The organism is Nocardia sp. NPDC050717, assembly GCF_040654275.1.
Classification (GTDB): Bacteria; Actinomycetota; Actinomycetes; order Mycobacteriales; family Mycobacteriaceae; genus Nocardia.
This window is the reverse complement of record NZ_JBFAHR010000004.1, coordinates 1-26141: the sequence shown is the minus strand read 5'-3', so window position 1 is coordinate 26141 and position 26141 is coordinate 1. Positions and strand designations below refer to the sequence as shown.

At 70.6% G+C, this 26141-nt stretch carries 22 protein-coding genes; 18 read left to right on the top strand and 4 right to left on the bottom strand.

Annotated features, from left to right (window positions below; genetic code table 11):
* The gene (gene kdpA, locus AB0H56_RS10730; RefSeq protein WP_357160332.1) at positions 1-1671 is read right to left on the bottom strand and encodes a potassium-transporting ATPase subunit KdpA; all 1671 of its coding nucleotides are present in this window, start codon (positions 1669-1671) and stop codon (positions 1-3) included.
* A 447-nt stretch (positions 1672-2118) separates the two neighbouring features.
* On the opposite strand from kdpA, the gene AB0H56_RS10725 reads away from it, so the two are divergent.
* The 11 genes from AB0H56_RS10725 (at position 2119) to AB0H56_RS10675 (ending at position 13916) form a co-directional block, all read left to right on the top strand.
* On the top strand, positions 2119-2283 hold the full coding sequence (locus tag AB0H56_RS10725; protein ID WP_357160329.1) for a hypothetical protein: 165 nt from the start codon (positions 2119-2121) through the stop codon (positions 2281-2283).
* Entirely contained in the window at positions 2280-4790 is a 2511-nt protein-coding gene (locus AB0H56_RS10720) for a sensor histidine kinase KdpD (protein ID WP_357160326.1), read from the top strand. The genes AB0H56_RS10725 and AB0H56_RS10720 overlap by 4 nt, the downstream gene beginning before the upstream one ends.
* Before the next feature lie 114 nt (positions 4791-4904).
* Positions 4905-5615 carry a response regulator gene (locus tag AB0H56_RS10715; protein WP_357160323.1) on the top strand — a complete coding sequence of 237 codons (711 nt, stop codon included), beginning with the start codon at positions 4905-4907 and terminating at the stop codon, positions 5613-5615.
* Positions 5616-5708: 93 nt separating this feature from the next.
* Positions 5709-6146 carry an OsmC family protein gene (locus AB0H56_RS10710; RefSeq protein ID WP_357160320.1) on the top strand — a complete coding sequence of 146 codons (438 nt, stop codon included), beginning with the start codon at positions 5709-5711 and terminating at the stop codon, positions 6144-6146.
* Entirely contained in the window at positions 6143-6424 is a 282-nt protein-coding gene (locus tag AB0H56_RS10705; protein WP_357160317.1) for an acylphosphatase, read from the top strand. Before AB0H56_RS10710 ends, AB0H56_RS10705 begins: the two co-directional genes overlap by 4 nt.
* A gap of 31 nt (positions 6425-6455) precedes the next feature.
* The gene (locus AB0H56_RS10700) at positions 6456-7184 is read left to right on the top strand and encodes a hypothetical protein (protein ID WP_357160314.1); all 729 of its coding nucleotides are present in this window, start codon (positions 6456-6458) and stop codon (positions 7182-7184) included.
* The gene (locus AB0H56_RS10695) at positions 7184-8347 is read left to right on the top strand and encodes a glutathionylspermidine synthase family protein (protein ID WP_357160312.1); all 1164 of its coding nucleotides are present in this window, start codon (positions 7184-7186) and stop codon (positions 8345-8347) included. The genes AB0H56_RS10700 and AB0H56_RS10695 overlap by 1 nt, the downstream gene beginning before the upstream one ends.
* Before the next feature lie 37 nt (positions 8348-8384).
* On the top strand, positions 8385-8840 hold the full coding sequence (locus tag AB0H56_RS10690; RefSeq protein WP_232999929.1) for a DUF350 domain-containing protein: 456 nt from the start codon (positions 8385-8387) through the stop codon (positions 8838-8840).
* An 86-nt stretch (positions 8841-8926) separates the two neighbouring features.
* Positions 8927-9424 carry a DUF1707 domain-containing protein gene (locus AB0H56_RS10685; protein ID WP_357160310.1) on the top strand — a complete coding sequence of 166 codons (498 nt, stop codon included), beginning with the start codon at positions 8927-8929 and terminating at the stop codon, positions 9422-9424.
* Between the two features lie 152 nt (positions 9425-9576).
* The gene (smc, locus tag AB0H56_RS10680; RefSeq protein WP_357160306.1) at positions 9577-13203 is read left to right on the top strand and encodes a chromosome segregation protein SMC; all 3627 of its coding nucleotides are present in this window, start codon (positions 9577-9579) and stop codon (positions 13201-13203) included.
* 68 nt (positions 13204-13271) lie between these two features.
* Positions 13272-13916, top strand: coding sequence for an HAD family acid phosphatase (locus AB0H56_RS10675; RefSeq protein WP_357160303.1), 645 nt, complete (start codon positions 13272-13274; stop codon positions 13914-13916).
* 111 nt (positions 13917-14027) lie between these two features.
* On the opposite strand, the gene AB0H56_RS10670 is transcribed toward AB0H56_RS10675, so the two are convergent.
* Both AB0H56_RS10670 and AB0H56_RS10665 read right to left on the bottom strand, forming a co-directional pair.
* Entirely contained in the window at positions 14028-15239 is a 1212-nt protein-coding gene (locus AB0H56_RS10670) for an MFS transporter (RefSeq protein WP_357160300.1), read from the bottom strand.
* Positions 15240-15662: 423 nt separating this feature from the next.
* Positions 15663-16568, bottom strand: a complete 906-nt coding sequence (locus AB0H56_RS10665) for an NmrA family NAD(P)-binding protein (protein ID WP_357160297.1) — start codon at positions 16566-16568, stop codon at positions 15663-15665.
* Between the two features lie 111 nt (positions 16569-16679).
* Here AB0H56_RS10665 and AB0H56_RS10660 point away from each other — a divergent pair, with 111 nt between their 5' ends.
* On the top strand, positions 16680-17441 hold the full coding sequence (locus AB0H56_RS10660; RefSeq protein ID WP_357160294.1) for a helix-turn-helix domain-containing protein: 762 nt from the start codon (positions 16680-16682) through the stop codon (positions 17439-17441).
* Here the strand turns inward: AB0H56_RS10660 and AB0H56_RS10655 are convergent.
* The gene (locus tag AB0H56_RS10655) at positions 17425-17814 is read right to left on the bottom strand and encodes a DUF2237 domain-containing protein (protein ID WP_019048221.1); all 390 of its coding nucleotides are present in this window, start codon (positions 17812-17814) and stop codon (positions 17425-17427) included. The two genes, AB0H56_RS10660 and AB0H56_RS10655, sit on opposite strands and share 17 nt — an antisense overlap.
* 155 nt (positions 17815-17969) lie before the next feature.
* Here AB0H56_RS10655 and ftsY point away from each other — a divergent pair, with 155 nt between their 5' ends.
* The 6 genes from ftsY (at position 17970) to ffh (ending at position 26037) form a co-directional block, all read left to right on the top strand.
* Positions 17970-19484, top strand: coding sequence for a signal recognition particle-docking protein FtsY (gene ftsY / locus AB0H56_RS10650; RefSeq protein WP_357160291.1), 1515 nt, complete (start codon positions 17970-17972; stop codon positions 19482-19484).
* 270 nt (positions 19485-19754) lie between these two features.
* The gene (locus AB0H56_RS10645) at positions 19755-21101 is read left to right on the top strand and encodes an ammonium transporter (RefSeq protein ID WP_167456136.1); all 1347 of its coding nucleotides are present in this window, start codon (positions 19755-19757) and stop codon (positions 21099-21101) included.
* A gap of 5 nt (positions 21102-21106) precedes the next feature.
* The gene (locus tag AB0H56_RS10640) at positions 21107-21445 is read left to right on the top strand and encodes a P-II family nitrogen regulator (RefSeq protein WP_110036141.1); all 339 of its coding nucleotides are present in this window, start codon (positions 21107-21109) and stop codon (positions 21443-21445) included.
* An 82-nt stretch (positions 21446-21527) separates the two neighbouring features.
* Positions 21528-23978, top strand: a complete 2451-nt coding sequence (locus tag AB0H56_RS10635; protein WP_357160288.1) for a [protein-PII] uridylyltransferase — start codon at positions 21528-21530, stop codon at positions 23976-23978.
* 126 nt (positions 23979-24104) lie between these two features.
* Entirely contained in the window at positions 24105-24419 is a 315-nt protein-coding gene (locus AB0H56_RS10630; RefSeq protein WP_232999920.1) for a hypothetical protein, read from the top strand.
* 55 nt (positions 24420-24474) lie between these two features.
* A complete protein-coding gene (gene ffh, locus AB0H56_RS10625; RefSeq protein WP_357160284.1) occupies positions 24475-26037 on the top strand; it encodes a signal recognition particle protein in 1563 nt (520 codons plus the stop codon).
* Positions 26038-26141 lie beyond the last annotated feature (104 nt).

Genomic DNA, 26141 nt, shown 5'->3' with positions numbered 1-26141 from the left:
TCAGTGAATTCCTTCGGCGAGCGGCCCGAGCGCGAGCGCGGGCAGGAAGGTGAGCGCGACCAGGATCACCGTCACACCGACGACCATGCCGACGAACTGCGGCCGGTGCGTCGGCAGCGTGCCGATCGAGGCGGGCGTGGTGCCCTGCTGGGCCAGTGAACCGGCCAGGGCCAGCACGAAGATGATCGGCAGGAACCGGCCGAACACCATCGCCAGGCCGAGCGCGGTGTTGAACCACTCGGTGTTGCCGGTGAGACCGGCGAACGCGGAGCCGTTGTTGTTGGCGGCGGAGGTGAAGGCGTACAGCACCTCCGAGAGCCCGTGCGGGCCGCTGTTGAGCATGCTCGCCCGCTGCCCGGGCAGCGCCATCGCGATCGCCGTGCCGACCAGCACGATCAGCGGACTCACCAGGAAGTACGCCGCGGCGAGCTTGATCTCGCGCGGGGTGATCTTCTTGCCCAGGTACTCCGGGGTGCGACCGACCATGAGCCCGGCCACGAACACGGTGATCACCGCCAGGATGAGCATGCCGTAGAGCCCGGAACCGACGCCGCCGGGCGCGACCTCGCCCAGCTGCATGTTGAACATCGTCATCATGCCGCCGAGGCTGGTGTAGGAATCGTGGAACGAGTTCACCGCACCGGTCGAGGTGAGCGTGGTGGCGCCGGCGAAGGTCGCCGAATCGGCCACGCCGAAACGGGTTTCCACGCCTTCCATGGACGCGCCGATCGCGGTCGGCACGGTGCCGTGGTGCTGCAGCTGGAACAGGTTGGTCAGCGTGATGCTGGCGAGCGCGATGACGCCCATCACCGCCACGATCGCGTAACCCTGCTTGGTGCTGCCGACCATCCGGCCGAAAGTGCGCGGCAGCGAGAACGCGATCACCAGCAGCAGGAAGATCTCCACGAAGTTCGTCCAGGTGGTCGCGTTCTCGAACGGGTGCGCCGAGTTCGCGTTGTAGAAGCCGCCGCCGTTGGTGCCGAGCTCCTTGATCACTTCCTGGCTGGCGACCGGTCCGCCGGTCAGCGTCTGCTCGGCGCCGCCGAGGGTCTGGGCGACCTGATCGTGCAGGTGGAAGTTCTGGATGACGCCACCGGCCACGAGCACGATCGCGAACACGAACGCGATGGGCAGCAGGATGCGCAGCGTGGCGCGCACCAGATCGACCCAGAAGTTGCCGAGTTCGCCGGTGTGGCGGCGGGCGAAGCCGCGCACCAGGGCAATCGCGACCGACATCCCGACCGCCGCGGAGACGAAGTTCTGCACCGCGAGCCCGGCCATCTGCACCAGATGGCCCTGGGTGGACTCGCCGGAGTAGTTCTGCCAGTTCGTGTTGGTGACGAAGCTGACGGCGGTGTTCCACGCCAGCGCCGGGGTCATCTCGGTGCCCGGATCGTTCAGGTGCAGCGGCAGCGCGCCCTGCGCCAGCTGGAAGAAGAACAGGAACAGGATCCCGACCGCCGAGAACGCGAGCACGCTGCGGGCGTAGACGCCCCAGGACTGCTCGACTTCGGGATTCGCGCCGATGGCCCGGTAGATCAGCCGTTCGGCGCGGGAATGCTTGGTGCCGTTGAAGACCCGGTACATGTAGTCGCCGAGCGGCACGTGCACCAGAGCCAGTGTGAGGACGAGGGCCGCCACGAAGACGATCCCCGCTGTTGTCGTGTTCACCTAGAACCTCTCGGGAAAGAGCAGCGCCGCGACCATGTATCCGGCGATCAGCACGGCCAGCACGAGACCGGCGAGATTCGCGATCACAGCTTCTCCACCCCGCGCTGTATCGCGCCGAGCAGCGCGAAGACCGCCACGGTGAGCACCGTGAACACCACGACCGACATGTCCGACCTCCTCGCGCTCCCAGGTGGAGCGCCTGAGGCGAGTAAAGGCCGCCGCCGGGCCGCGGCGTGGGTTCCTTACGACTCCTTAGCGGTCACGGGGCGGGCCTTTGCGGATCGTTGACGGGGTGGGCGCCGCAGCGGAAGGAAGGTGTCAAAGTCGCCGCGATAGCCGTCAACACGCCGTAAAGATCGAGGTCGGGACCGGTGCGCGCCGGTAGAAAATGAGGCGCCGGTCCCGCGAGTGCCGCGGCCGGTCCCGTTCACGGAAAGAAGGATCGCGGTGTCTGCAGTGACCATTGCGGTGATCGTCGGTTTCGTCGCCGCGCTGCTGGTGATCAGGGCGCTCGGGCGGTGGAACGCCGGGCACGCCCCGATGACGGTGATCGACGTGTTGCCGGTCCGGTCGACGGCCGCGGCCCCGCGACACGCGATGATGGACAGGTGAAACGCGGACAGCTGCGCATCTACCTAGGTGCCGCGCCGGGCGTCGGCAAGACCTACGCCATGCTCGGTGAGGCGCACCGGCGGGCCGAACGCGGCCGCGATGTCGTGGCCGCGGTGGTGGAGACGCACGGCAGGGCCAAGACGGCCGCGCTGCTGGAGGGCATCGAGCGGATTCCGCCGAAGCTGGTCGGGTACCGGGGGACCGAGCTGCCCGAACTCGACGTCGACGCGGTGCTGGCGCGCAAGCCCGCCGTGGCGCTGGTCGACGAGCTGGCCCACACCAACGCGCCGGGCAGCGCCAACGCCAAGCGCTGGCAGGATGTCGAGCAACTGCTCGACGCCGGGATCGATGTCATCTCGACGGTGAACGTGCAGCATCTCGAGAGCCTCAACGACGTGGTGCAGCAGATCACCGGGATCGAGCAGCGCGAGACCGTGCCCGATGCCGTCGTCCGCGGCGCCGATCAGGTGGAACTGGTCGACCTCACGCCGGAGGCGTTGCGGCGCAGGCTCTCCCACGGCAACGTCTACGCCGCCGACAAGGTCGACGCGGCACTGCGCAACTACTTCCGGCCCGGCAATCTCACCGCGCTGCGCGAACTGGCGCTGCTGTGGCTGGCCGACCAGGTCGACGCCGCGCTGGCCAAGTACCGGGCCGACCACAAGATCACCGAGCTGTGGGAGGCGCGCGAGCGGGTCGTCGTCGCGGTCACCGGCGGCCCCGAATCGGAAACGATCGTGCGCAGGGCGGGCCGGATCGCTTCGAAGTCCAGCGCCGACCTGGTGGTGGTGCACGTGGTGCGCGGGGACGGGCTGGCCGGGGTGTCCACCGAGCGGATGGCCAAACTCCGCGAGCTGGCCGCCGGCCTGGGCGCCTCGCTGCACACGGTCACCGGTGACGACGTCCCCACCGCGCTGCTCGATTTCGCGCGCGAGGTCAACGCCACCCAGCTGGTGCTCGGCACCTCGCGGCGCTCGCGGTGGGCCAGGATGCTCGACGAGGGCATCGGCTCCACGGTCGTGCAGCGCTCGGGCAAGATCGACGTGCACATGGTGACCCACGAGCAGGCCCATCGCGGGCTGCGGATGCACTGGTTGCGCCCGCGCAGGCCGGTCGCGTCCTGGGTGGCGGCGATCGTCGTGCCCGTCGTGGTGAGCGTGCTGTGCGGGTGGCTGCTCGACGGCACCCTGCAGCTGGGTGGGCTCAGCGCGATCTTCGTCGTCGGCGTCGTCGCGGTGGCGCTGTTCGGCGGTGTCGTGCCCGCCGGGCTGTCGGCCCTGCTCTCGGGCCTGCTGCTGAACTGGTTCTATACCGCGCCGCGCTACAGCCTGACCGTGGCCGAGCCGGACAACGCCGTCACGGTGGTCGTGCTGCTCATCGTCGCGGTGGCGGTCGCGGCCCTGGTGGACATGGCGGCGAAGCGGACGATGCAGGCGCGCAAGGCCTCCCGCGAGGCCGAGCTGCTGACCATGTTCGCCGGGTCGGTGCTGCACGGCGCCGACCTGCCGAAGCTGCTCGAGCAGGTGCGCGAGACCTACGGACTGCGCGCGGTGAGCCTGCGCTGCGGCGACCGGATCGTGGCTGGGGTCGGGCCTGCGGCGCCGACGGGCGCGTCGGAGGCCGACACCGTGATCGAGGCGGGGGACGCGCGCAGTCAGCTGCTGCTGGCAGGGCGCTCGCTCAGTGCCGCCGACCGGCCGGTGCTCAACGCGGTCGCCAATCAGGCGGTCGGGCTGGTGCGGCAGGCCAGGCTGGCCGAGGAAGCCGGGGCCGCGGCCGCGCTGCTCGAGGCCGACCGGTTGCGCCGGGCGCTGCTCTCGGCGGTCAGCCACGATCTGCGCACGCCGCTGGCCGGGGCCAAGGCGGCCGTGTCCAGCCTGCGCAGCGACGACATCGAGTTCTCGGCCGAGGACACCGGCGAGCTGCTGGAGGCGATCGAGGAATCGGTCGACCAGCTCACCGCGCTGGTGGGCAACCTGCTCGACTCCTCGCGGCTCGCGGTCGGTGTGGTCACCCCGCAGGCGCGGCAGGTGTACATGGACGAGGCGGTGCATCGCGCGCTGGTGAGCGTCGGGATGGGCACCCGCGGTCTGCGCCGCGCCGCGATGGACCGGGTGAAGGTGGAGGTCGGCGAGGTGTCGGTGCTCGCCGACAGCGGCCTGCTCGAACGCGTACTGGCCAATCTGATCGACAACGCGCTGCGGCACTCCGGGCGCGACACGCCGGTCCGGGTGACCGCCGAGCACGACGGCGACCGGGTGTCGATCGCCGTCGTCGACGTGGGCCCCGGCGTGCCCGCGGGCACCGAGGAGCAGCTGTTCGAGCCGTTCCAGCGGCTCGGCGACCGCGACAACACCACCGGGGTCGGCCTCGGCCTCTCGGTGGTCCGCGGTTTCGTCGACGCCATGGGCGGCAGCGTGCGGGCCGAGCCGACGCCGGGCGGCGGGCTGACCATGCTCGTCGACCTGCCCTCCGCCGGTCCGCGCGTCGATCCCCGAGGAAAGTGAGAACATGGACAACGCATCGGGGACGGACACGCCGTCGCCGCTATCGACCGTCGGCCGCCGGCGCTCGGCGACCGCCGGCCTGAGTCCGGCCGGCCTTCGCGGGGAGGTGGACCAGTGACGACGGACAAGAATCCGGCACCCGCCGCCGTCAAGGTGCTGGTGGTCGACGACGAGCCGCAGATCGTGCGCGCGTTGCGGATCAATCTCTCGGTGCGCGGGTACGAGGTGATCACCGCGGGCAACGGCGCCGCGGCCCTGCGCGCGGCGGCGGAGAAGCATCCCGACGTGGTAATCCTCGATCTGGGTCTGCCCGACATGGACGGCATCGAGGTGCTCGCCGGGCTGCGCGGCTGGACCTCGGCGCCGGTCCTGGTGCTCTCGGCGCGCACCGATTCCGCCGACAAGGTCGAGGCGCTCGACGCGGGCGCCGACGACTACGTCACCAAGCCCTTCGGCATGGACGAACTGCTGGCCCGGCTGCGCGCGGCGGTCCGGCGCGGCGCGACCGACGTGGAGGCCGTGGATCCGGTGGTGGTCACCGACGCGTTCACCGTCGACCTGGTCGCCAAGAAGGTCACCAAGCGTGGGGAGCCGGTGCACCTGACACCCACCGAGTGGGGCATGCTCGAGATGCTGGTGCGTCATCGCGGAAAGCTGGTGGGGCGCAAGGAACTCCTGCGCGAGGTGTGGGGCCCGGCCTATGCCACCGAAACCCACTATCTGCGCGTCTATCTCGCCCAGTTGCGCCGCAAACTCGAGGACGACCCGGCCCACCCCAAGCACCTGCTGACCGAGGCGGGGATGGGCTACCGCTTCCAGGAGTGAGGGTGCGGCGGGTCACTCGCCCGGAATGCCGGCACCGGCGCGGACGTTCCCAGGCGTGAATCGTCCCCGACGCGAATGGCAGGATCTACGGTTATGGCTGAGCAGAATGTGACCACCGCGCCCACCGAACTGTGGGTGGAGCGCACCGGGACCAGGGCGTACACCGGGCGCAGCAATCGCGGCGCCGAGGTCCTGATCGCCTCGCAGGGCGTCGAGGGCGCGTTCACCCCCGGCGAGCTGCTCAAGATCGCGCTGGCCGCCTGCACGGGCCTCAGCTCCGACCTGCCGCTCTCGCGCCGTCTCGGCGACGACTTCGACGCCACCATCCGCGTCTCCGGCGACGCCGACCGCGAGAACGAGCAGTACCCGCAGCTGGACGAGGTCTTCGAGCTGGACCTCTCGGAACTCGACGAGGCAGCGCGCGAGCGCTTGCTGGTCACCGTGCAGCGCGCCGTCGACAAGGTGTGCACGGTGGGCCGCACCCTCAAGGCGGGGACCAAGGTGACACTGAACTTCGCCGTCGACGCATGAGCGAGGGCCAGGTCCGGCTCAGTGCCTGGGTGCACGGGATGGTGCAGGGGGTGGGGTTCCGCTGGTGGACCCGCTCGCGCGCACTGGAACTCGGGCTCACCGGTTACGCGCGCAATCACAGCGACGGCCGGGTGCATGTCGTCGCGGAGGGACCACGAACGGCGGGCGAGAAACTTCTCGAGCTGCTACGGTCCGGCAATGCGCCTGGTCGGGTCGACCTGGTTGTGGAAAGCTGGGAGCCCGCGCGGGGCGATACGACGGGATTCGAGGAGCGCTAGTGGTGACTTCGGGGGCTAGGGGGCGGCAGCGGTGAGCACACAGAACCCTGGTCCGCCCGATCAACCAGACCAGCCTGCCGACGGCGGCACCGGACGTTCCCCACACCAGCCGCCGGATCCCGGCGCAGGCTGGACACCGCCCGATCCCGGGGCGGGCTGGCCGCCGATGCCACAGCAGCCGCCCGCCGCGCCGCAGCCGCCCGAGGGCGCGCGGCCCGGGCGCATGTCGCGGCAGGAGCCCGGCGTCACCGAACCCCGGCCACCGACCGTCGCCGAGGCGCGGGCCAGGGACAAGGCGCGCAAGCAGGCCGAGCAGGCCCAGCGCGCGGCGGCCGAGGCCGCGGAGGCCAAGCGCCGCACCAGGAAACGGGTGATGATCGGCGGCGTGGCCGTCGTCGGTGTCGCCGCGCTGGTCGGCGGTGGCTACCTCGCCTATCGCGCGGTCACCGCGCCGGACCAGGTGACGGCCTCGTGCGTGCAGATCGACCAGAACGGCAACGAGGTCGTCGTCCCCGACGACAACTGCGGTGACGGCAAGACCAACTTCCGCAGCGACACCAGCCACGGCGGCGCGGGCAGCCTGATCCTGCTCGGCTGGCCGCAGTACCGCTACCACTACGGCGGCACGCCCACCATCGGCAAGCCGCCCGTCGGCGGCAGCTCGGTGAAGCCGCGCAACGCGACCATCACGACCAAGAGCGGCACCACGATCCAGCGCGGTGGCCTCGGCAGCAAGTCGACCGGCGGGAGTGGGTCCTAGTGCGACGGGTGGCGAGTACGCCGCGACCGGGCTGGCAGCAGATCATCGAGAGCCAGGGACTCGTCTACGGCGCGCCCGGCCGCGATGCCAGCGGGCAGCCGCGACCCTACTGGGACGAATCGGTGCACTACGAGTTCTCGATGGACGAGATCCTCGCGCTGGAAGCCGATGTCGAACTGCTGCAGTCGATGTGCCTGCACGCGGTCGAGCAGGTGGTGCTCACCGAGCGGTTCGCCGACTTCGGCCTGCCGGACTGGAGCTGGGGCGCGATCACCGAATCCTGGCGCCGCAGCGACCCGTACGTGTACGGCCGCTTCGACCTGCGCTACGACGCGCGCCGCCCGGCCAAGCTGCTCGAGTACAACGCCGACACCCCCACCTCGCTGCTCGAGGCCGCGATCATCCAGTGGCACTGGCTGCAGCAGGTGTATCCCGGTGGCGACCAATGGAATTCGCTGCACGAGAAGCTGGTGGAGCGCTGGACCGAGCTGCGCGGCGTGCTGCCGGGCACCGAGCTGCACTTCACCTGGTCGGGCGCCGACGCCACCGGCGAGGACAACGTGACCACGGCCTACATGCAGGAAACCGCCGCCGAGGCGGGCTTCGACACGGTCGCGCTGCCGATCGAGGAGGTCGGCTTCGACGTCGAGCTGAACCGGTTCGTCGATCTGGCCGAGGCGCCGATGGAAGCGGTGTTCAAGTTGTATCCATGGGAGTGGATCCTCGACGACGATTTCGGCAAGCGCGTCGTCGCGAGCATCCCCGAGACCGCCTGGATCGAGCCGCTGTGGACGACGCTGCTCAGCAACAAGGCGATCCTGGCGATCCTGTGGGAGATGTACCCCGGACATCCGAACCTGCTGCCCGCCTACCTCGACACCCCCAACGAGCTCACCGAATACATCCGCAAGCCCAAGCTCGGCCGCGAGGGCGCCAACATGACGATCGTCGGTCCCGGCATGGAGACCGCGACCGGTGGCGTGTACGGCGCCGAGGGTTTCGTCTACCAATTGCTCGACCCGCTCCCGGAATTCGACGGCATGCGGCCCGTGCTCGGCGCGTGGGTCGTCGGTGACACCGCCGCCGGTCTCGGCATCCGCGAGACCGCCGGGCTGATCACCGACGACGGCGCCGCCTTCGTTCCCCATCGCATCGTCGACTGACACCTGACCCCCGCACACACTGTTCGAAAGGACCACCATGACCGCCCTCGCCCTGGAATCGGGTTATTGGAGCGCGCTCGGTGAAGGCGTCGGCGCCATCATCCTGTACTGCCTGATCGGCCTGGCGCTGATGCTGATCGGCTTCTTCGCCATCGACCTGACCACGCCGGGCAAGCTGCGCGACCTGGTCGTCGCGGGCAAGCCCAACGCGCTGATCGTGTCGGCGGCGGGCATGGTGAGCATGGCGTTCATCGTCGTGTTCGCCGTGCTGGCGACCGGCGGGGTGAACAAGCTGTCGGAGGGGCTGATCGCGGCGGTCGTGTACGGCCTGGTCGGCATCGTGGCGCAGGTGATCTCGGTGCGGGTCATCGAGAAGGTCACCGGCATCGACATCGGCCGCACGCTGCACGCCGACACCTACACGCCGGAGGTGCTGGTGGTCGCCGCCGCGCACTTCGCGCTCGGCCTCGTGGTGGCCTTCGCCATTCTGTGACCCGTTACCGGGGTTGACATCACACAGTGGAGGGTGGACGCTGGTGTCAGCAGTCCACGCAGGTCGGTGAACGAGAGGATCTCGGCATGGACATCACCCCTGGTACGCGCGCGTCCGATGCCGAACGCAACGCCATCGTCGCCCAGCTGGGCACCCACCTCGCCGACGGCAGGCTCGACCTGGCCGAATACGACCAGCGCGTCGCCAAGGTCTACGCGACCGCAACGCGCGACGAACTCGCCGTCGTCCTGTCCGACCTGCCGCCGCTGACCACGCAGCAGGGCTCTGCCCCTGCCCCCGCCAAGCCGCCGCGCGTCCCGGTCTGGCAGCGCATCGAGGCGGGCAGCTGGCTCGGCGTCAGCGTGATCGTCCTGGTGATCTGGGGCCTGATCTCGCTCACGGCCGGGGAACTCACCTACTTCTGGCCGATGTGGGTGATCGGGCCGTGGGGCGCGGTGCTGCTGTTCCGCGTCGTCACCGGCTGGGAGGCCACGCCGGGCACCCAGACGCACCTGCGTCAGTTGCAGAAGCAGATGAAGCACGCCCAGCACATGGATCCGCACAACCCGCACCGCCCGCACTGAGCCCCGCGCGACGCGGCACACCTGTACCTACCGAGGCCGTCGGCGCCGTCCGATAGTCTGACGCACGTACATGGGTAACACGACCGCCAGCCGCGTGCACGAGCCTCCCCGCACCCGAGTCTGGCCCGAATCGCGGAGAGGCGGGGGAGCTCTTGCATCTGAAGAGCTTGACGTTGAAGGGCTTCAAGTCCTTCGCGTCCGCGACGACGCTGCGCTTCGAACCCGGGATCACCTGCGTCGTCGGGCCCAACGGCTCCGGCAAGTCCAATGTCGTCGACGCCCTCACCTGGGTGATGGGCGAGCAGGGCGCCAAGGCGTTGCGCGGCGGCAAGATGCAGGACGTCATCTTCGCCGGAACCAGCGGCCGCGCGCCACTCGGGCGCGCCGAGGTGACCCTCACGATCGACAACTCCGACGGCGCGCTGCCCATCGACTACGCCGAGGTCTCGATCACCCGCCGGATGTTCCGCGACGGCGCGGGCGAATACGAGATCAACGGCAGCAGCTGCCGCCTGATGGACGTGCAGGAACTGCTCTCCGACTCCGGCATCGGCCGCGAGATGCACGTCATCGTCGGCCAGGGCCAGCTCTCGGCGATCCTGGAATCGCGCCCGGAGGACCGGCGCGCGTTCGTCGAGGAAGCCGCAGGCGTGCTCAAGCACCGCAGGCGCAAGGAGAAGGCGGTCCGCAAGCTCGACGCGATGCAGGCCAACCTCGCCCGGCTCACCGACCTCACCACCGAGCTGCGGCGCCAGCTCAAGCCGCTCGGCCGCCAGGCCGAGGTGGCGCGGCGCGCGCAGACCGTGCAGGCCGACCTGCGTGATGCCAGGCTCCGGCTGGCCGCCGACGATCTGGTCACCCGGCGCGGCGAGCTGGAGTCCCAGCTCAGCAAGGAGGCCTACGCCCGCGAGCGGCAGATCAACGTGCAGTCCGAGCTGGACGCCGCCAATGCCGCGCTCGCCCAGCAGGAGTTCCAGCTCTCACGGCTGAGCCCGAGCGCCGAGGCGGCGGCCCAGACCTGGTTCCAGCTCTCGGCACTGGCCGAACGGGTCAACGCCACCATCCGCATCGCCGGTGACCGGGCCAGGCACCTGCACACCGAGACACCCGTCGGCACCGGCCGCGATCCCGAGCAGCTCGAGGCCGAGGCCGACCGGATCGAGGCCGAGGAAGCCGAACTGCGCTACGCGGTCGAGATGGCCGCCGAGACACTCGAGGCCGCCCGCGAGGCGCTCGCCGACCGCGAACACGCCGCCAAGGCGGCCGAACAGGCGCACCTGGCGGCCGTGCGCGCCATCGCAGACCGGCGTGAGGGCCTGGCCCGGCTGACCGGTCAGGTGGAGACGCTGCGCACCCGCGCGCAATCGGTGGACGCCGAGATCGCCCGGCTCTCGGTCGCGATCGCCGACGCCAGGCACCGCGGCGAGGCCGCGCAGGTCGAATACGACTCCGTCCAGGACGAACTCGGTGAGCTCGACGCGGGGGAGAAGGGTCTCGACGCCCAGCATGAGCACGCCGTCGCCGCCCTCGACCTTGCCGACGAGCGCGTGCGCGAGCTGCGCGAACAGGACCGGGAGGCGAGCAAGCTCGTCGCCCGGCTCGGTGCCCGCATCGAGGCGCTCGGGATGAACCTGGCCCGCAAGGACGGCGCGGCCTGGCTGCTCGAACACGGCGTGAGCGGGCTCGGTGACCGCCTCTCGGCCCGGCTGCGGGTCGAGAGCGGCTACGAGGCCGCGGTGGCCGCACTGCTCGGCCCGCTGGCCGACGCGATCACCGCCGAGACCGCCACCGCCGCCGACGCGGCCGTGCGGGAACTGCGTTCCGGCGACGGTGGGCGCGTGGCGTTCGTCTTCGCCACCGACGGCCACGTGCCCGGTGCGCGCGGCAGCCTGCCCGCGGGCGCGCGCTGGCTCGCCGACCTGGTCGACGGCGCCGAGGCGGTGCGGCCCGCGCTGGCCGCGCTCACCGCGGGCGTGGTGGTCGTCGACGATCTGGCCACCGCCACCGAACTGATCGCGCTGCGCCCGGAACTGCGAGTGGTGACCCGCGACGGCGATCTGGCCGGGTCGGGGTGGCTCGTCGGCGGTTCCGAACGGATGCCGAGCCAGCTCGAGGTGCAGGCCGAGATCGATGCCGCCACCGCCGAATTGGCGGCCGCGCAGCGGCGCGCCGAGGAGCTGGAAGCGGCGCTGGCGGGCGCGCTGGCCGAGCAGACCGACCGCAAGGAGTCCGCCGACCACGCGCTGATGGCGCTGCACGAATCCGACCAGGCGCTGCTCGCGATCTACGACCGGCTGGCCCGCGTCGGCCAGACCGCGCGTGCCGCCCAGACCGAGGGCGAGCGCCTGGCCACCCAGCGCGCCGAAGCGGAAGCGGCCAGGGAGAAGTCGCTGGCGTCGCTCGCCGAACTCGAGGACCGGCTACGGCACGCGGAGAGCGAACACGACGGCGGCGACGAGGACTACGGCTCGGCCGGCACCGAGACCGCGGGCCGCGAGCGCGAGGAGGCCGCCGCCGCCCTCGCCGAGGCCCGCACCATGGAGGTCGAGGCCAGGCTCGCCGTGCGCACCGCCGAGGAACGCGCGGAATCGGTGCGGGGCAAAGCGGATTCGCTGCGCAGGGCGGCCCGCGCGGAACGGGACGCCAGGGCCAGGGCCGAGCGCGCGCAGGCCGCGCGTCGCCAGGCCGCCGCCGTCGCCGCCGCGGTCGCCGAATCCGGCGCCAAGGTCGCGCGGGAGCTCGAGCAGGTCGTCGCGGCCGCGGCGGCTCGGCGCGACGAGCTGGTGCGCAGGCGCGGGGAATGCGCCGCCGCGCTGGAACAGGTGAAGGAGCGCGCGCGGGCGCTGACCACCCAGCTGGCTCAGCTCACCGACGCCGTGCACCGCGACGAAGTGGCCAAAGCCCAAGCGGCGCTGCGCATCGAGCAGCTCGAGACCACCATCTCCGAACAGTTCGGCATCGCGCTGGGCGACCTGGTCGCCGAGTACGGCCCCGATGTCCCGCTGCCGCCCTCGGCGCTGGAGATGCAGGAGTACGAGGCGGCCAAGGAGCGGGGCGAGCAGGTCAGCGCACCGCAGCCGATGCCCTACGACCGCGCCTCCCAGGAGCGTCGCGCCAAGCGCGCCGAGAAGGACCTCAGCACGCTGGGCAAGGTGAATCCGCTGGCGCTGGAGGAGTTCGCGGCGCTCGAGGAGCGCTACAACTTCCTCGCCACCCAGCTCGAGGACGTCAAGAACGCCCGCAAGGACCTCCTCGACGTGGTGGCCGAGGTCGACGCCCGCATCCTGCAGGTGTTCACCGAGGCCTACGCCGATGTGGAGCGCGAGTTCGTCGGGGTGTTCGCGAAGCTGTTCCCCGGTGGTGAGGGCAGGTTGGTGCTCACCGATCCCTCCGACATGCTCACCACCGGCATCGAGGTGGAGGCCAGGCCGCCGGGTAAGAAGGTCAAGCGCCTGTCGCTGCTCTCCGGTGGCGAGAAGTCGCTGACCGCGGTCGCGTTGCTGGTCAGCATCTTCCGCGCGCGGCCGTCCCCGTTCTATGTGATGGACGAGGTGGAGGCGGCCCTGGACGACACCAATCTGCGCAGGCTCATCGGCCTGTTCGAGCAGCTGCGGGAGAAGAGTCAGCTGATCGTCATCACCCACCAGAAGCCGACGATGGAGATCGCCGACGCGCTCTACGGCGTGAGCATGCGCGGCGACGGCATCACCCAGGTGATCTCGCAGCGTCTCAACCGGGCCGACGTCGCCGACGCCGATCCGGTGGGCGCGCCCGCCTAGTCCCACTCACCGAGATTGTGAAATTGCAACACATCTGACGTTCCGGCGGCGCTGTTAGCGTGCCGCAGATGAAACGTGTTACAGCAGTCCTCGTCGCCGGGCTCGCCTCGGCGGTTCTCGCGCCCCTGCCCGGCGCCGCCGCCGACACCGGGTCCTCGTCGCTGTCGGGCAGTGGTTCGTCCAACGGGTCGTCCTCGCTGTCGGGCGACAAGTCGGAATTGCCGCCCTACGCGCACTGGATCAGCGAGATCACGCCGGTGGTCGCGGAGGCGAAGGCCTACTTGACCACGCGTCTTCCCGGCGCCGACAAACCCGCGATCGTGTTGGACATCGACAACACGAGCCTGGAGACCACGTACAACACGGGCCTGATCATCCCGGCCATCCAGCCGGTGCTCGGCCTGGCGACCTGGGCGAAGCAGCAGGGCGCGGCGATCATCTTCGTCACCGGCAGGCCCGCCCTGGTCAACGCCTACTCGCAGGCGAACCTGACCTCGGTGGGGTACCCGGTCGACGGGCTGTACGGCAGCGCGCCGACCACCCTGTCGGCGGGCAATGCCGGGCTGGCCGAGTACAAGACGGCCAGCCGCGCCGACATCGAGAGCCAGGGCTACACGATCGTCGCCAATATCGGCAACAGCCCCTCGGACCTGTCCGGTGGGCACGCCGAACGCACCTTCAAGTTCCCGGATTACGACGGCGCGCTGAACTGACCGCCGCGGTGGCCCGGCCGGCGCCGCGGTGGCCGGTTCAGCGCGGTGCCCGCTTCGCTCGGTGCCGGCGGCGTGGACTCCACTCGGTGCCGCAGCAGGCCGGCCGTGGGCTTACCGGCGCTCGTCGGAACCTGTGCGGCGGCGGTCGATCGCGACGATCGCCGCCGCGAGCCCGATGGCGAGTGCCGCGCTCGTGACCACCGCGACCCAGCCGAACCATTCGACCACGGCTGCGCCGAAGGCCGTGCCCAGGCTGCCGCCCACGAAGTAGGTGACCATGTACGCGCTGTTGTAGCGCGCGGGCGAGTCCGGATCGATGGCGAGGACGGTGCTCTGATTCGCGACCTGGGCGGCGAAGAGGCCGGCATCGAACACGGCGAGGCAGACCAGTGTCACCACGGTGCCGGTGAGGCCGGCGCCGAGACAGAGCGCGGCGGCTCCGGCCACCGCGAGGCCGAGGAGGATCACGCGGCGGGGGCCGACCCGGTCGGTCCACGTGCCCGCGATCCGGGTCGCCGCGATGCCCGACAGCCCGGCCAGGGCGTACAGGCCGATCCGTTCCGCCGAGTAGGAGAAGGGCGGTGCGGCGAGCGTCACCGCGAGTCCGCTCCACACCGCGCAGAACGCGAAGAACCACAGCGCGCCGCGAACCGACGCGCTCCGCAACGTGGCATCGCGCACCAGCAGCCAGGGGAGGGAGCGCAGCGTCGCGAGGTAGCCACGCTCGGTCGCGCGCCGCGTGCTCGGCAGCACGGCCAGGCACCCGAGCGCGACCCCCGCGCAGACTGCGGCGAAGGCCAATTGTGTTCCTCGCCAGCCGATCTCGTCGGCGAGCCAGCCGCCGGCGATCCGCCCCACCAGAATGCCCGCCGAGATCCCCGCGGTCACGATCCCGAGGATCGTCGCGCTGCGCTGAGGCGGGGCGAGCCGGGCCGCCACCGCACTGAGCCCGGCGCCCGCGGCCGAACATGCGCCGACGACCCCCATCATCAGTCCGAGTTGCCACGCGTGGGCGACCCACGCGCACCCCACCGACGCGACGGCCAGCACCGCGAACTGGCCGGCGAGCACCCGAGCGGGCTGGAACCGATCGACGAGCGGAACCAGGAGCGCGAGCCCGATCAGATACCCGACCGGCCCACCCGCCAGCGCGATCCCCACCGCGGTGATCGACGCGTCCAGCGAGCCCGCGACCTGCGCGATCGCGGGTTGCAAGGGGTAGATGGCCGCGGTCCCCAGCGCCGCGGCCAGCGACAGGAAAAGCACCACGGGGGTACCGAGCGGCGTTCTGGGACGCGTCGTCTCGACGAGTTCGGTCTTCATATCGATCGACGCTAGAAATCCGCCGCCCCGACCGCTGGCGGAATCCCGCCGTCACCGTCGCACCGCGATCGCCACGTCGTCCGTACCTGCTGCCGTGCGGCACTGAACTAGATGGACTCGCACGATGCCGAGTCGGCAGCGTCGGTCCGCACCGCTCTTCCGGCACGGCCGAGTGCACGGGCGCGACGAGCTCGACAGCGCGGACGGACCCAGCACGGGGTGTCGACCACTCGGGCGAACGGGCAAGTCGCGGCCGGGACGCCCCGGGCTGCGTGGACGCACGGGCTCGAGTGGCCGCAGAGGCGCGAGTGGCCGTGCAGGCGAGCGGCCCGCCGCGGACATCCATCGCGGAGGTTTTGCCGGGCCGCGAACTATCCGTGGCCGTCAGGTGGCTGGGGTGCACAGTAGCGGGCCGGGCCGGCGTCAAGGGATCGGGATGTTCAGCTGGGCCAGGATCGCGGCCGCACCGCCGGAGTTCAGCCAGTCGGGCAGGCTTGTGAGACCTGGGTACAGCAGGCGGAGGGCGGGGAGGTCGGCCTGCCAGCCGCCGGATTCGCGGATCAGGCGCCAGGTGTTGCCCAGTTGGGGGCCGATCGCCTCGGCTTCGGCCTCGCTGATCTCCCGGTAGCGGATCGCGCGGCCGGTGGCGGCGCTGATGGCGGCGGCCGCGGCGACGGGAGTGACGGCGTCGCTCGCGAGTTCCAGAGCGCGCCCGTGCCAGCCTTCGGGATCGGCCAGGGCGAGGGCGGCGAAAGCGGCGATGTCGGCGACGGCGATCATCTGCAGTGGGCGGTCGGCGGGGAACAGGTGTGGGTGCTCGCCGTTCGCGCGGACGCCGTCGACGGGGGATCCGTGCAGCAGGTAGTTCTCCATGAAGCGCACCGGCCGCAACAGGGTGTAGCGCAGGCCGGAGGCGTGGATCGCGTCCTCGATCCGCCGCTTGCCGTCCTGGCCCCACGAATCGGCGGCGCCCATGGTGGCGATGCCGGAGAACACGATCTGCTCGACACCCGCCGCGCGGGCGGCGTCGATCATGGCGATGCCGCGCCGCGCCTCGTCCTCGGCGGTCCAGCCGGTGGACCGGTATTCGGCTGGTGGGACGAGGAATACGGCCCGGGTGCCCGCGGCGGCGGTGCGCAGCGAGGCCGGATCGTCGAAGTCGCCGACCGCCAGGTGCGCGCCCGCCGCGGCCAGCGCGCGAGCCGCGGGGGCGGCCGGATCGCGGACGAGGGCGCGGATCGGGTGACCCTCGGCGAGCAGTTTCCCGGCGGTGGCGCCGCCCTGCTTTCCGGTCGCGCCGGTGATCAGGACGGGCTGGGTGGATGACATGCGGATGAGCTCCGTTTCGTTCCCTACAATCGGGTCGGTCGACCCGTATTCCGGACGGTACGGGCGAATCGCCCCGGTCGACCAGGTGTGGTGCAGGAAGGGCGTAACGAAATGACCGTCGAACCCGCGCTCAGGGCCGACGCCCGGCGCAACCGGGCCCTCGTGCTCGCCGCCGCGCAGCGGGCCCTCGCCGAACGCGGCGCCGGGGTGTCACTGGCCGAAGTGGCCCGCAGGGCGGGGGTGGGCGCGGGCACCGTCCACCGGCACTTCCCGACGAAAACCGATCTCCTGGAAGCGGTGATGCAGCAGCGGGTCGACCGCCTCGCCGCGCTGGCCGCCGAACACCTCGCCGATCCCGACCCCGGCGCGGCCTTCTTCGCGCTCTGCACGCACGTCATCGTGACCACCCCGGGCAACAAAGACCTCTGTGACCTGGTGCAGTCGGACGACGGCTGGCCGCGTGCGTTGCTGCGCGGCGCCGGGAACCGCTTCCAGCGCGCCCTGGGCGCGCTGCTCTCGGCGGCCCAGCGTCAGGGCTCGGTGCGTCCCGATGTGACCCTCGCCGACGTCCTCGAGCTGTTCACCGGATGTGTTGCGATCCAACGACTCCGGCCCGTCGGCAGCGCACCGGCGCCGAGCGTCGTCCTCGTTTTGGAAGCCCTGCGCGCGCATCCGCGATCCGTGACGGAACCCGTCCACGCCGACCGTGACGAAACCCCTCGCCGTGACGAAAGCCCGGCGATGCCTACCTGCCCCGTCTGCGCGGGGCCCGTGCGCCGATCCACCACCGGCAGGCCCGCCCGCTACTGCTCACCGGCCTGTCGGCAGAAGGCCCACCGCCGACGGCACCCCACACCTACAGCAGATCGCTGACGTCGTCCGGGACGTCCACCGCGTATTTGCGGAGGATGTCCATGGAGATGACCTCCAGCGCGTTCTCGTGGGTCGCGGCCAGCACGACCGGGGCGGCGACGCCGTCCTCGTGGGCGTGCAGCCAGCGCACGGCGACCACGCACCAGCGGTCGCCCGGTTGCAGGCCGGGGAAATTGTTCTCGGGGCGCGGGGTACTGAGGTCGTTGCCGATGGATGCCTGATGCTCCAGGAATTCCGCCGTCACGACGGTGCACACGGTGTGGCTGCCGAGATCCTCCGGACCGGTGCTGCAGCAGCCGTCCCGGTAGAAGCCCGTGAGAGGATCGGTGCCGCACTCTTCCAGCGGCCCCCCAAGCACGTTTCGATCGGTCACGTCGCCGATCCTATGGGTCGAGCGCCAGAAGTTCCGCAGGACAACGAATCTGTAGTGTTTCCCCGGCGCGGCGAGTCGCCGCCGATTCGCCGGTCGACCCGCCGCGCCGACGCCGCCGACGTGCCGTGATGCGCTGACCAAATAGACTCGGCCGGGTGAGTTCGCAAGCGTGGATCCTGATCGCCGCGATCGCCGCCGTTGTGTTGGTGGCGCTCGTCGCGGGTTTCGTCCTGTACAAGCGGCGCCAGATCTCCTTGGCGCCGCCAGAGCCGGACAAGGAGCTGACGGACCGGTCCGGCGGATACACCGCCTCCGGTGGTTTCAGTTTCAGTCAGGGTGGGTCGGCGGCCACGGTGCCGCGCCCCGATCCGGTCGTCGAGCGCACCGATGACGAGGGCCAGCCGCATGTCGGCGACGACGCCGCCGTCCCGCGCGACGCCCCGCGGCGCGGCATCACCGATGTGCCACTGCCCGAGGCCGACGTGCAGGGCGCTGAGCCCCTGGTCGTCCCCGACGACCTGAGCTCGCTCGACACCTCCGAGACCGCGCCCACCGAGACCGCGCCCACCGACACGACGCCCACCGAGACCGCGCCCACCGAGACCGCGCCCACCGAGACCGCGCCCGAAGTCACGCCGACCGACACGGCTCCGGCGGACACGACGCCGACCGACACCGCGCCGGCCGAGACCGCACCTACCGAAGCCGACGCCGTCGCCGCCGAGATCGAGCACATCGATCCCACCACCGGCCGCCTCGAGCGCCTGCGCGGCCGCCTGTCGCGCTCCCAGAACGCCGTCGGCAAGAGCCTGCTCGGCCTGCTCGGCGGCGGTGACCTCGACGAGGACTCGTGGGAGGAGATCGAGGACACCCTCGTTCTCGCCGACATCGGCACCGCCAGCACCGCCAAGATCGTCGAACGCCTGCGCGAGGAGATGGCCTCGCGCAGTGTCCGCACCCCGGAGCAGGCCCGCGCCACCCTGCGTGACGTGCTGATCGAGGCGCTGCGCCCCGAACTGGATCGCTCGATCCACGCGCTGCCGCACGCCGATCACCCGGCGATCCTCCTGGTCGTCGGCGTCAACGGCACCGGCAAGACCACCACCACCGGCAAACTGGCCCGCGTGCTCGTCGCCGACGGGCGCCGGGTGCTGCTCGGCGCCGCCGACACCTTCCGCGCCGCGGCCGCCGATCAGCTGCAGACCTGGGGTGAGCGCGTCGGCGCCGAGACCGTGCGCGGCAAGGAGGCCGCCGATCCGGCGGCCGTCGCCTTCGACGCCGTCACCGCCGGCATCGATCGCGGTGTCGACGCCGTCCTCATCGATACCGCGGGCCGGCTGCACACCAAGACCGGCCTGATGGACGAGCTGGGCAAGGTCAAGCGCGTCGTGGAGAAGAAGGCCGAAGTCGACGAGGTCCTGCTCGTCCTCGACTCCACCGTCGGCCAGAACGGCCTGATGCAGGCCAGGGTGTTCGCCGACGTCGTCGACATCACCGGCGTGGTGCTGACGAAGCTGGACGGCACGGCCAAGGGCGGCATCGTCTTCCAGGTGCAGCACGAACTCGGCGTGCCGGTGAAGCTGGTCGGCCTCGGCGAGGGCGCCGACGACCTCGCGCCGTTCGAACCGGGCGCGTTCGTCGACGCGCTGCTCGGCGGCACGCAGCAATAGATCCGCCTACGGTGCCCGTCCGATCCCGGCGATCGGGCGGGCACCGCTGTTTTCCCGGCGAAAGCCCACGTCGGCGCGCACATCGGCACCGACCTCACGGTGAGCACATACCTGCTGGTCTACCGCGTGAAACGTGGAAGCAACACAACAGCGCCATCCGTTCACGCAGGTGAAACACCACAGCTCAACGGATGAAACACCGAGTGGCGACCCTTCTGTACAGGTCCTTTTGCCGGAATCGGCGGGGCCCGAGATGAGGAGGAACACAAGGTGGCATTTCCCGTAATCGGCGCGCCCGACGCCGGTGACACCGCATGGATGCTGACCGCGTCAGCACTCGTGCTGTTGATGACGCCGGGCCTGGCCTTCTTCTACGGCGGTATGGTCCGTGGCAAGAACGTGCTGAACATGATCATGATGAGTATCTCGGCGATGGGTCTGGTGACCATCCTGTGGTGTCTCTACGGCTTCTCGGTGACCTTCGGCGACGACAAGAGCAATCTGCTCGGTGACCCGCTGCAGTACTTCGGCCTGAAGGGCGTCTTCGGCGGCCAGTACCTGGCCACCACCGATCCGGAAGCCCCCGCGGGCATCCCGCTGGCGGGCACGATCCCGCTCTCGGTGTTCGTGGCCTTCCAGCTCATGTTCGCGATCATCACCGTCGCACTCATCTCGGGCGCGGTCGCCGACCGCCTGAAGTTCGGTTCGTGGCTCCTGTTTGCCGGAATTTGGGCCACCGTCGTCTACTTCCCCGTCGCGCACTGGGTCTTCGCCTTCGACGGCATCACCGCCGAGAGCGGCGGCTGGATCGCCAACAACCTCAAGGCCATCGACTTCGCCGGTGGTACCGCGGTGCACATCAACGCCGGTGCGGCAGGCCTGGTCCTGTGCCTGATCCTCGGCAAGCGCAAGGGCTGGCCCAAGACCCCGTTCCGCCCGCACAACCTGCCGTTCGTCATGCTCGGCGCCGGTCTGCTGTGGTTCGGCTGGTACGGCTTCAACGCCGGTTCGGCGGTCGGCTCCAACGGCATCGCCGGCGCCACCTTCCTCACCACCACCATCGCCACCGCGGCCGCGATGCTCGCCTGGCTGCTGGTGGAGAAGGTCCGTGACGGTCACCCGACCTCCCTCGGCGCGGCCTCGGGCATCGTCGCGGGCCTGGTCGCGATCACCCCGGCCTGTTCCTCGGTGAACGTGGTCGGCGCGCTGGTCATCGGTGTGGTCTCGGGTGCGCTGTGCGCCCTGGCCGTCGGCCTGAAGTTCCGCTTCGGCTTCGACGACTCGCTCGACGTGGTCGGCGTCCACCTCGTCGGTGGTCTGGTCGGCACCCTGCTGGTCGGCCTGGTGGCGACCGCCGAAGCTCCGGCGGCTGTCGACGGTCTGTTCTACGGTGGTGGGGTCGAGCAGTTGAAGCTGCAGGCCGTCGGTGCCTTCACCGTTCTCGCCTACTCGCTGATCGCGACGGCCGTCATCGCGTACGCGATCAAGTTCACCCTGGGCCTGCGCGCGAGCGAAGAGGGCGAGTCGGCGGGCCTGGACGAGTCCGAGCACGCGGAAACCGCATACGATTTCACTGCTGTGGGTGGCACGGCACGCTCGCTCGTCAAGGAGGCATGACGAACATGAAACTGGTTACGGCAATCGTCAAACCGTTCACGCTCGAAGACGTGAAGACCGGGCTGGAACAGGCCGGCGTGCTCGGCATGACCGTCAGCGAGGTCCAGGGCTACGGCCGCCAGAAGGGGCACACCGAGGTCTACCGCGGCGCGGAGTACTCGGTGGACTTCGTCCCGAAGGTGCGCGTCGAGGTCGTCGTCGACGACGCGTCGGTCGAGAAGGTCGTCGAGGTGATCGTGGAGGCCTCGCGCACCGGCAAGATCGGTGACGGCAAGGTGTGGGTGACCCCGGTGGACACCATCATCCGCGTCCGCACCGGCGAACGCGGAAGCGACGCACTGTAATTCGGGAGCGCCATCCGGCGACAACGATCGAGCGGCGGCCCCGCTCCCACCGGAAACGACCGGTCGGGGCGGGGCCGCCCGCATGAACGGCGGTGGGACTGTGGCACGACAGAACGGCGGTATTCAGCACAACGGAGCGGCCGACCTGGTCAAGGCCAGGGCGCAGCTGCTCGAGGGGGCGGGCACCCGCAATCCGCGGCTCGATCCGGAATCCCTGCGCTCGGCCCTGGTCGACCTGTTCGAACTGTGGCTCACGAGCAAGGGCAACGAGCTGGGCATCACCGCCGACAGCGGCCTCGCCGTCGTCGCGGTGGGCGGCCTCGGACGGCGCGAGATGCTGCCGTACTCCGACCTGGACCTGGTGCTGTTGCACGACGACGTGGACCCCGCGGTGGTCTCGGCGGTCGCCGACCAGCTCTGGTACCCGCTCTGGGACGCCCACATCAAGCTCGACCACAGCGTGCGCACCGTGCCACAGGCGCTGCGGGTCGCCGCCGACGACCTGATCGCGGGGCTCGGGCTGCTCGAGGCCAGGCACATCGTCGGTGACGAGGACCTGTCCAACCTGCTCATCGGGGGCGTGCGGCGGGAATGGCGGACCGGCATCCGGTCCCGTTTCGACGAGCTGATCGCCCAGACCAAGGCCCGCTGGCAGCGCAGCGGCGAGATCGCCCACCGCGCCGAACCCGACCTGAAGAACGGACGCGGCGGCCTGCGCGACATCCAGCTGCTCGACGCGCTCGCCATCGCCCAGCTCACCGACGCCATGCCCGGCCTCGGACCCGAGGTCCCCGGCGGCGGACTGAAGCAGGCCCACCGCAGGCTGCTCGACGTGCGGACCGAACTGCACCGCGTCGCCGGGCGCGCCCGCGACCAGCTGCGCGCCCAGGACGCCGACGAGATCGGTGCCGCGCTGCGCATCGGGGACCGCTTCGATCTGGCCCGCACGCTGAGCGATTCGGCCCGCACGGTGAGTTACTCCACCGATGTCGGCCTGCGGACCGCGGCCAACGCGCTGCCGCGCCGCGGTCTGGCCAGGCTGCGGAGGATGCCGGTGCGCCGACCACTCGATGAGGGGGTGGTCGAGCACGCCGGCGAGGTGGTGCTGGCCAGGGACGCCCGCCCGCAGCGCGACCCCGGGTTGATCCCGCGGGTCGCGGCGGCCTCGGCGCAGACGGGCCTGCCGATGTCGGCGACCACGCTCAACCGGCTCTCCGAGGACGCCCCCGAACTGCGCGAGCCCTGGCCCAAGGACGCGCTCAACGATCTGCTCGTGCTGCTCGGCGCGGGCCGGGGCAGCATCGACGCGGTCGAGGCGCTGGACCGAACCGGCCTGTGGGGCAGGCTCTTTCCCGAATGGGGCGCGGTCCGCGACCTGCCGCCGCGCGACGCGCTGCACACCTGGACCGTGGACCGGCATCTGATGGAGACGGTCGCCTACGCGAGCGGCCTGAGCACCAGGGTCGCCCGGCCCGACCTGCTCATCCTCGGCGCGCTGCTGCACGACATCGGCAAGGGCAGGGCGGGCGACCACAGTGTCGTCGGCGCGGAACTGGCCACCCACATCGGGCGCAGGCTCGGGCTGTGGCCCTCGGATGTGCGCACGCTCAGCGCGATCGTGCGCCACCACCTCCTGCTGCCCGACACCGCGACCCGTCGCGACCTCGCCGATCCGGAGACGGTCCGCTACGTCGCCGACGCCCTCGACGGTGACGTCGGCCTGCTCGAGCTGCTGCACGCGCTGGCCGAGGCCGATTCGATGGCGACCGGGCCCGGCGTCTGGGGTGACTGGAAGGCCGCGCTGATCGGCGATCTGGTCCGGCGCTGCAAGCTGGTCATGGCGGGGGAGCCGCTGCCGCAACCGGAGCCGATCGACCCGGCACTGCTGGACAAGGCCCGCGCCGGCGGCGTGCACGTCACGCTGACACCGGGCGAGAGCAAGCACACCTACGTCGTCACCGTCATCGCTCCCGACGAGCCCGGCCTGCTCTCCGACGCGGCGGGCGTGCTGGCCCTGCACTCGCTGCGGGTGCTCTCGGCCGATCTCGGCGGGGCGGGAGATTCGGCGGTCAACACCTTCGTCGTGACCCCGAAGTTCGGCGATCCGCCCGACGCCGGCCTGCTGCGCCAGGAACTGATCCGGGCCACCTCGGGCGCGCTCGATCTGTCCTCGACCCTGGCCAAACGCGAAGGTGAGGCAGTGGGCGCCGGTCCAGGCCCCTACGCGCAGGCGGCCCCGCGGCTGATCTGGTTCGACACGAGTGTGCCTGGCCAGGTGATCCTGGAACTGCGCGCCGAGGACCGGGTGGGCCTGCTCAGCAGGCTGGCCGGGGTGTTCGCCACGGCGGGCGCGAACGTGCGGTGGGCCAAGGTGGTGACGATGGGCTCGGCCCTGGTCGACGCCTTCTGCCTCGATCTCGGCGACGCCGACAGTCCCCAGCTACGCGCCCGCATCGAGAAGGCGGTGCTGGATGTGGTGCCCCGACCGGCGCCCGCGCCGCCACCGGCGGAGAACGAGCCGACTGAGCGGTAGGACACATTTTCACCACCGATTGCTATCAGGTTGCCCCGCAATGAGTCCGCGTTGCCCGATAAGTCGCGGATGGACCTATAGCATTCGAAAGGTCTGGCTGTCACCCGTCCAGAGGGGAGCAGATCCGTGGCTATCGAAGTCGTGTCCGCATCGATGATGACCAGCGACGCCACCGCGCACATCGCGCGGTGCGTCGGCGGTGACCTGTGGGTTGTTTCGTGGCTACCGGGACGCACTCTGACCGGGGCGCAGGCACTGGCGGCGATGACCATCGCCTCCACGACCTCCCACCACGAAGACAGCCCCGACGCCGAATGGCAGCGCATCGAGACACTCGCCCGCGAACTCGGCCTCACCGGCAGGGAAGCGGTGTATCTGGTGAACATCGAGAATCACGAGTTGCGCCGCAGCATGCCACCGCACGTGCGCCACCGGGAATAACACCCATTACCCTGGGAGGGCAATAGACGTCCCTTTCAGATCAGGAGCGCGATCGGTGTTCGAATCCCTGTCCGACCGGCTTACCGGTGCACTGCAGGATCTGCGCGGTAAGGGGCGGCTGTCACCGGCCGACATCGACGCCACCGCGCGCGAGATCCGCCTCGCTCTCCTGGAAGCCGATGTCGCGCTGCCCGTGGTGCGCGGCTTCATCACCAACGTCAAGGAACGCGCCAAGGGCGCGGAGGTCTCCGCGGCGCTGAACCCGGCGCAGCAGGTCGTCAAGATCGTCAACGAGGAACTCGTCGGCATCCTCGGCGGCGAGACCCGCAGGCTCAACCTCGCCAAGAACCCGCCGACGGTCATCATGCTGGCCGGTCTGCAGGGCGCCGGTAAGACCACCCTGGCGGGCAAGCTCGCCAAATGGCTGAAGGGCCAGGGGCATCAGCCGCTGCTCGTCGCCTGTGACCTCCAGCGCCCCGGCGCGGTCACCCAGCTGCAGGTCGTCGGTGAGCGCGCGGGCGTGCCCGTGTTCGCCCCGCACCCCGGCACCTCCGTCGGCGGCGGCGAGAACCCGCTCGGCATCACCGCGGCCGACCCCGTCGGCGTGGCCCGCGCCGGTGTCGAGGAGGCCAAGGCCAAGCAGTACGACGTCGTGATCGTCGACACCGCCGGTCGCCTCGGTATCGACGCCGAGCTCATGCGCCAGGCCGCGGGCATCCGCGACGCCGTGCAGCCCGACGAGACCCTGTTCGTCCTCGACGCGATGATCGGTCAGGACGCGGTCAGCACCGCCGAGGCGTTCCGCGACGGCGTCGGCTTCACCGGTGTCGTACTCACCAAGCTCGACGGTGACGCCCGCGGTGGCGCGGCGCTGTCGGTGCGCAATGTCACCGGCGCGCCGATCATGTTCGCCTCCACCGGTGAGAAGCTCGAGGACTTCGACGTCTTCCACCCCGACCGGATGGCCTCGCGCATCCTCGGTATGGGCGACGTGCTCACCCTCATCGAGCAGGCCGAGCAGGTCTACGACGCCGAGCAGGCCGAGGCGACCGCGCGCAAGATCGGCAGCGGCGAACTCACCCTCGAGGACTTCCTCGACCAGATGCTGGCCATCCGCAAGATGGGCCCGATCGGCAATCTGCTCGGCATGCTGCCCGGCGCCGGTCAGATGAAGGACGCCCTCGCGGCGGTCGACGACAAGCAGCTCGACCGGGTGCAGGCCATCATCCGGGGCATGACCCCCGCCGAGCGCGACAACCCGAAGATCATCAACGCCTCCCGCAGGCTGCGTATCGCCAACGGTTCCGGCGTGCAGGTCTCCGAGGTCAACCAGCTCGTCGACCGCTTCTTCGAGGCCAAGAAGATGATGGCCATGATGGGCCGTCAGATGGGCCTGCCCGGTGCACGCCGCGGCAACAACAAGAAGGGCAAGAAGGGCAAGAAGGGCGGCCGCGGGCCGACCCCGCCCAAGAACCGCGGTGGTTTCCCCGGCATGCCCGCCGGGATGCCTGGCCTGCCGCCGGGCATGGACCTGTCGAAGATGCCGCCCGGCCTGGACCAGCTGCCGCCCGGCCTCGAGGGCATCGACCTCTCCCAGCTGAAGTTCCCGAAGAACTGAGCTGAGTTGTCGGAGCGCTGGCGCGCTCGAGTCGCGGCCCCTTGGTCCCGTCGATCAGGCACCGTTGCTTCGACTTCGTCGTGACGCAACGGCGCCTGATCGAC

What these genes read in the sequence shown, in the direction of transcription:
- AB0H56_RS10710 (WP_357160320.1), top strand. Translation starts at nt 5,709, where the DNA reads ATGGCTGAGCAGAATGTGACCACCGCGCCCACCGAACTGTGGGTGGAG.
- AB0H56_RS10705 (WP_357160317.1), top strand. Translation starts at nt 6,143, where the DNA reads ATGAGCGAGGGCCAGGTCCGGCTCAGTGCCTGGGTGCACGGGATGGTG.
- AB0H56_RS10690 (WP_232999929.1), top strand. Translation starts at nt 8,385, where the DNA reads ATGACCGCCCTCGCCCTGGAATCGGGTTATTGGAGCGCGCTCGGTGAA.
- AB0H56_RS10685 (WP_357160310.1), top strand. Translation starts at nt 8,927, where the DNA reads ATGGACATCACCCCTGGTACGCGCGCGTCCGATGCCGAACGCAACGCC.
- AB0H56_RS10675 (WP_357160303.1), top strand. Translation starts at nt 13,272, where the DNA reads ATGAAACGTGTTACAGCAGTCCTCGTCGCCGGGCTCGCCTCGGCGGTT.
- AB0H56_RS10670 (WP_357160300.1), bottom strand. Translation starts at nt 15,239, where the DNA reads ATGAAGACCGAACTCGTCGAGACGACGCGTCCCAGAACGCCGCTCGGT.
- AB0H56_RS10665 (WP_357160297.1), bottom strand. Translation starts at nt 16,568, where the DNA reads ATGTCATCCACCCAGCCCGTCCTGATCACCGGCGCGACCGGAAAGCAG.
- AB0H56_RS10660 (WP_357160294.1), top strand. Translation starts at nt 16,680, where the DNA reads ATGACCGTCGAACCCGCGCTCAGGGCCGACGCCCGGCGCAACCGGGCC.
- AB0H56_RS10640 (WP_110036141.1), top strand. Translation starts at nt 21,107, where the DNA reads ATGAAACTGGTTACGGCAATCGTCAAACCGTTCACGCTCGAAGACGTG.
- AB0H56_RS10635 (WP_357160288.1), top strand. Translation starts at nt 21,528, where the DNA reads ATGAACGGCGGTGGGACTGTGGCACGACAGAACGGCGGTATTCAGCAC.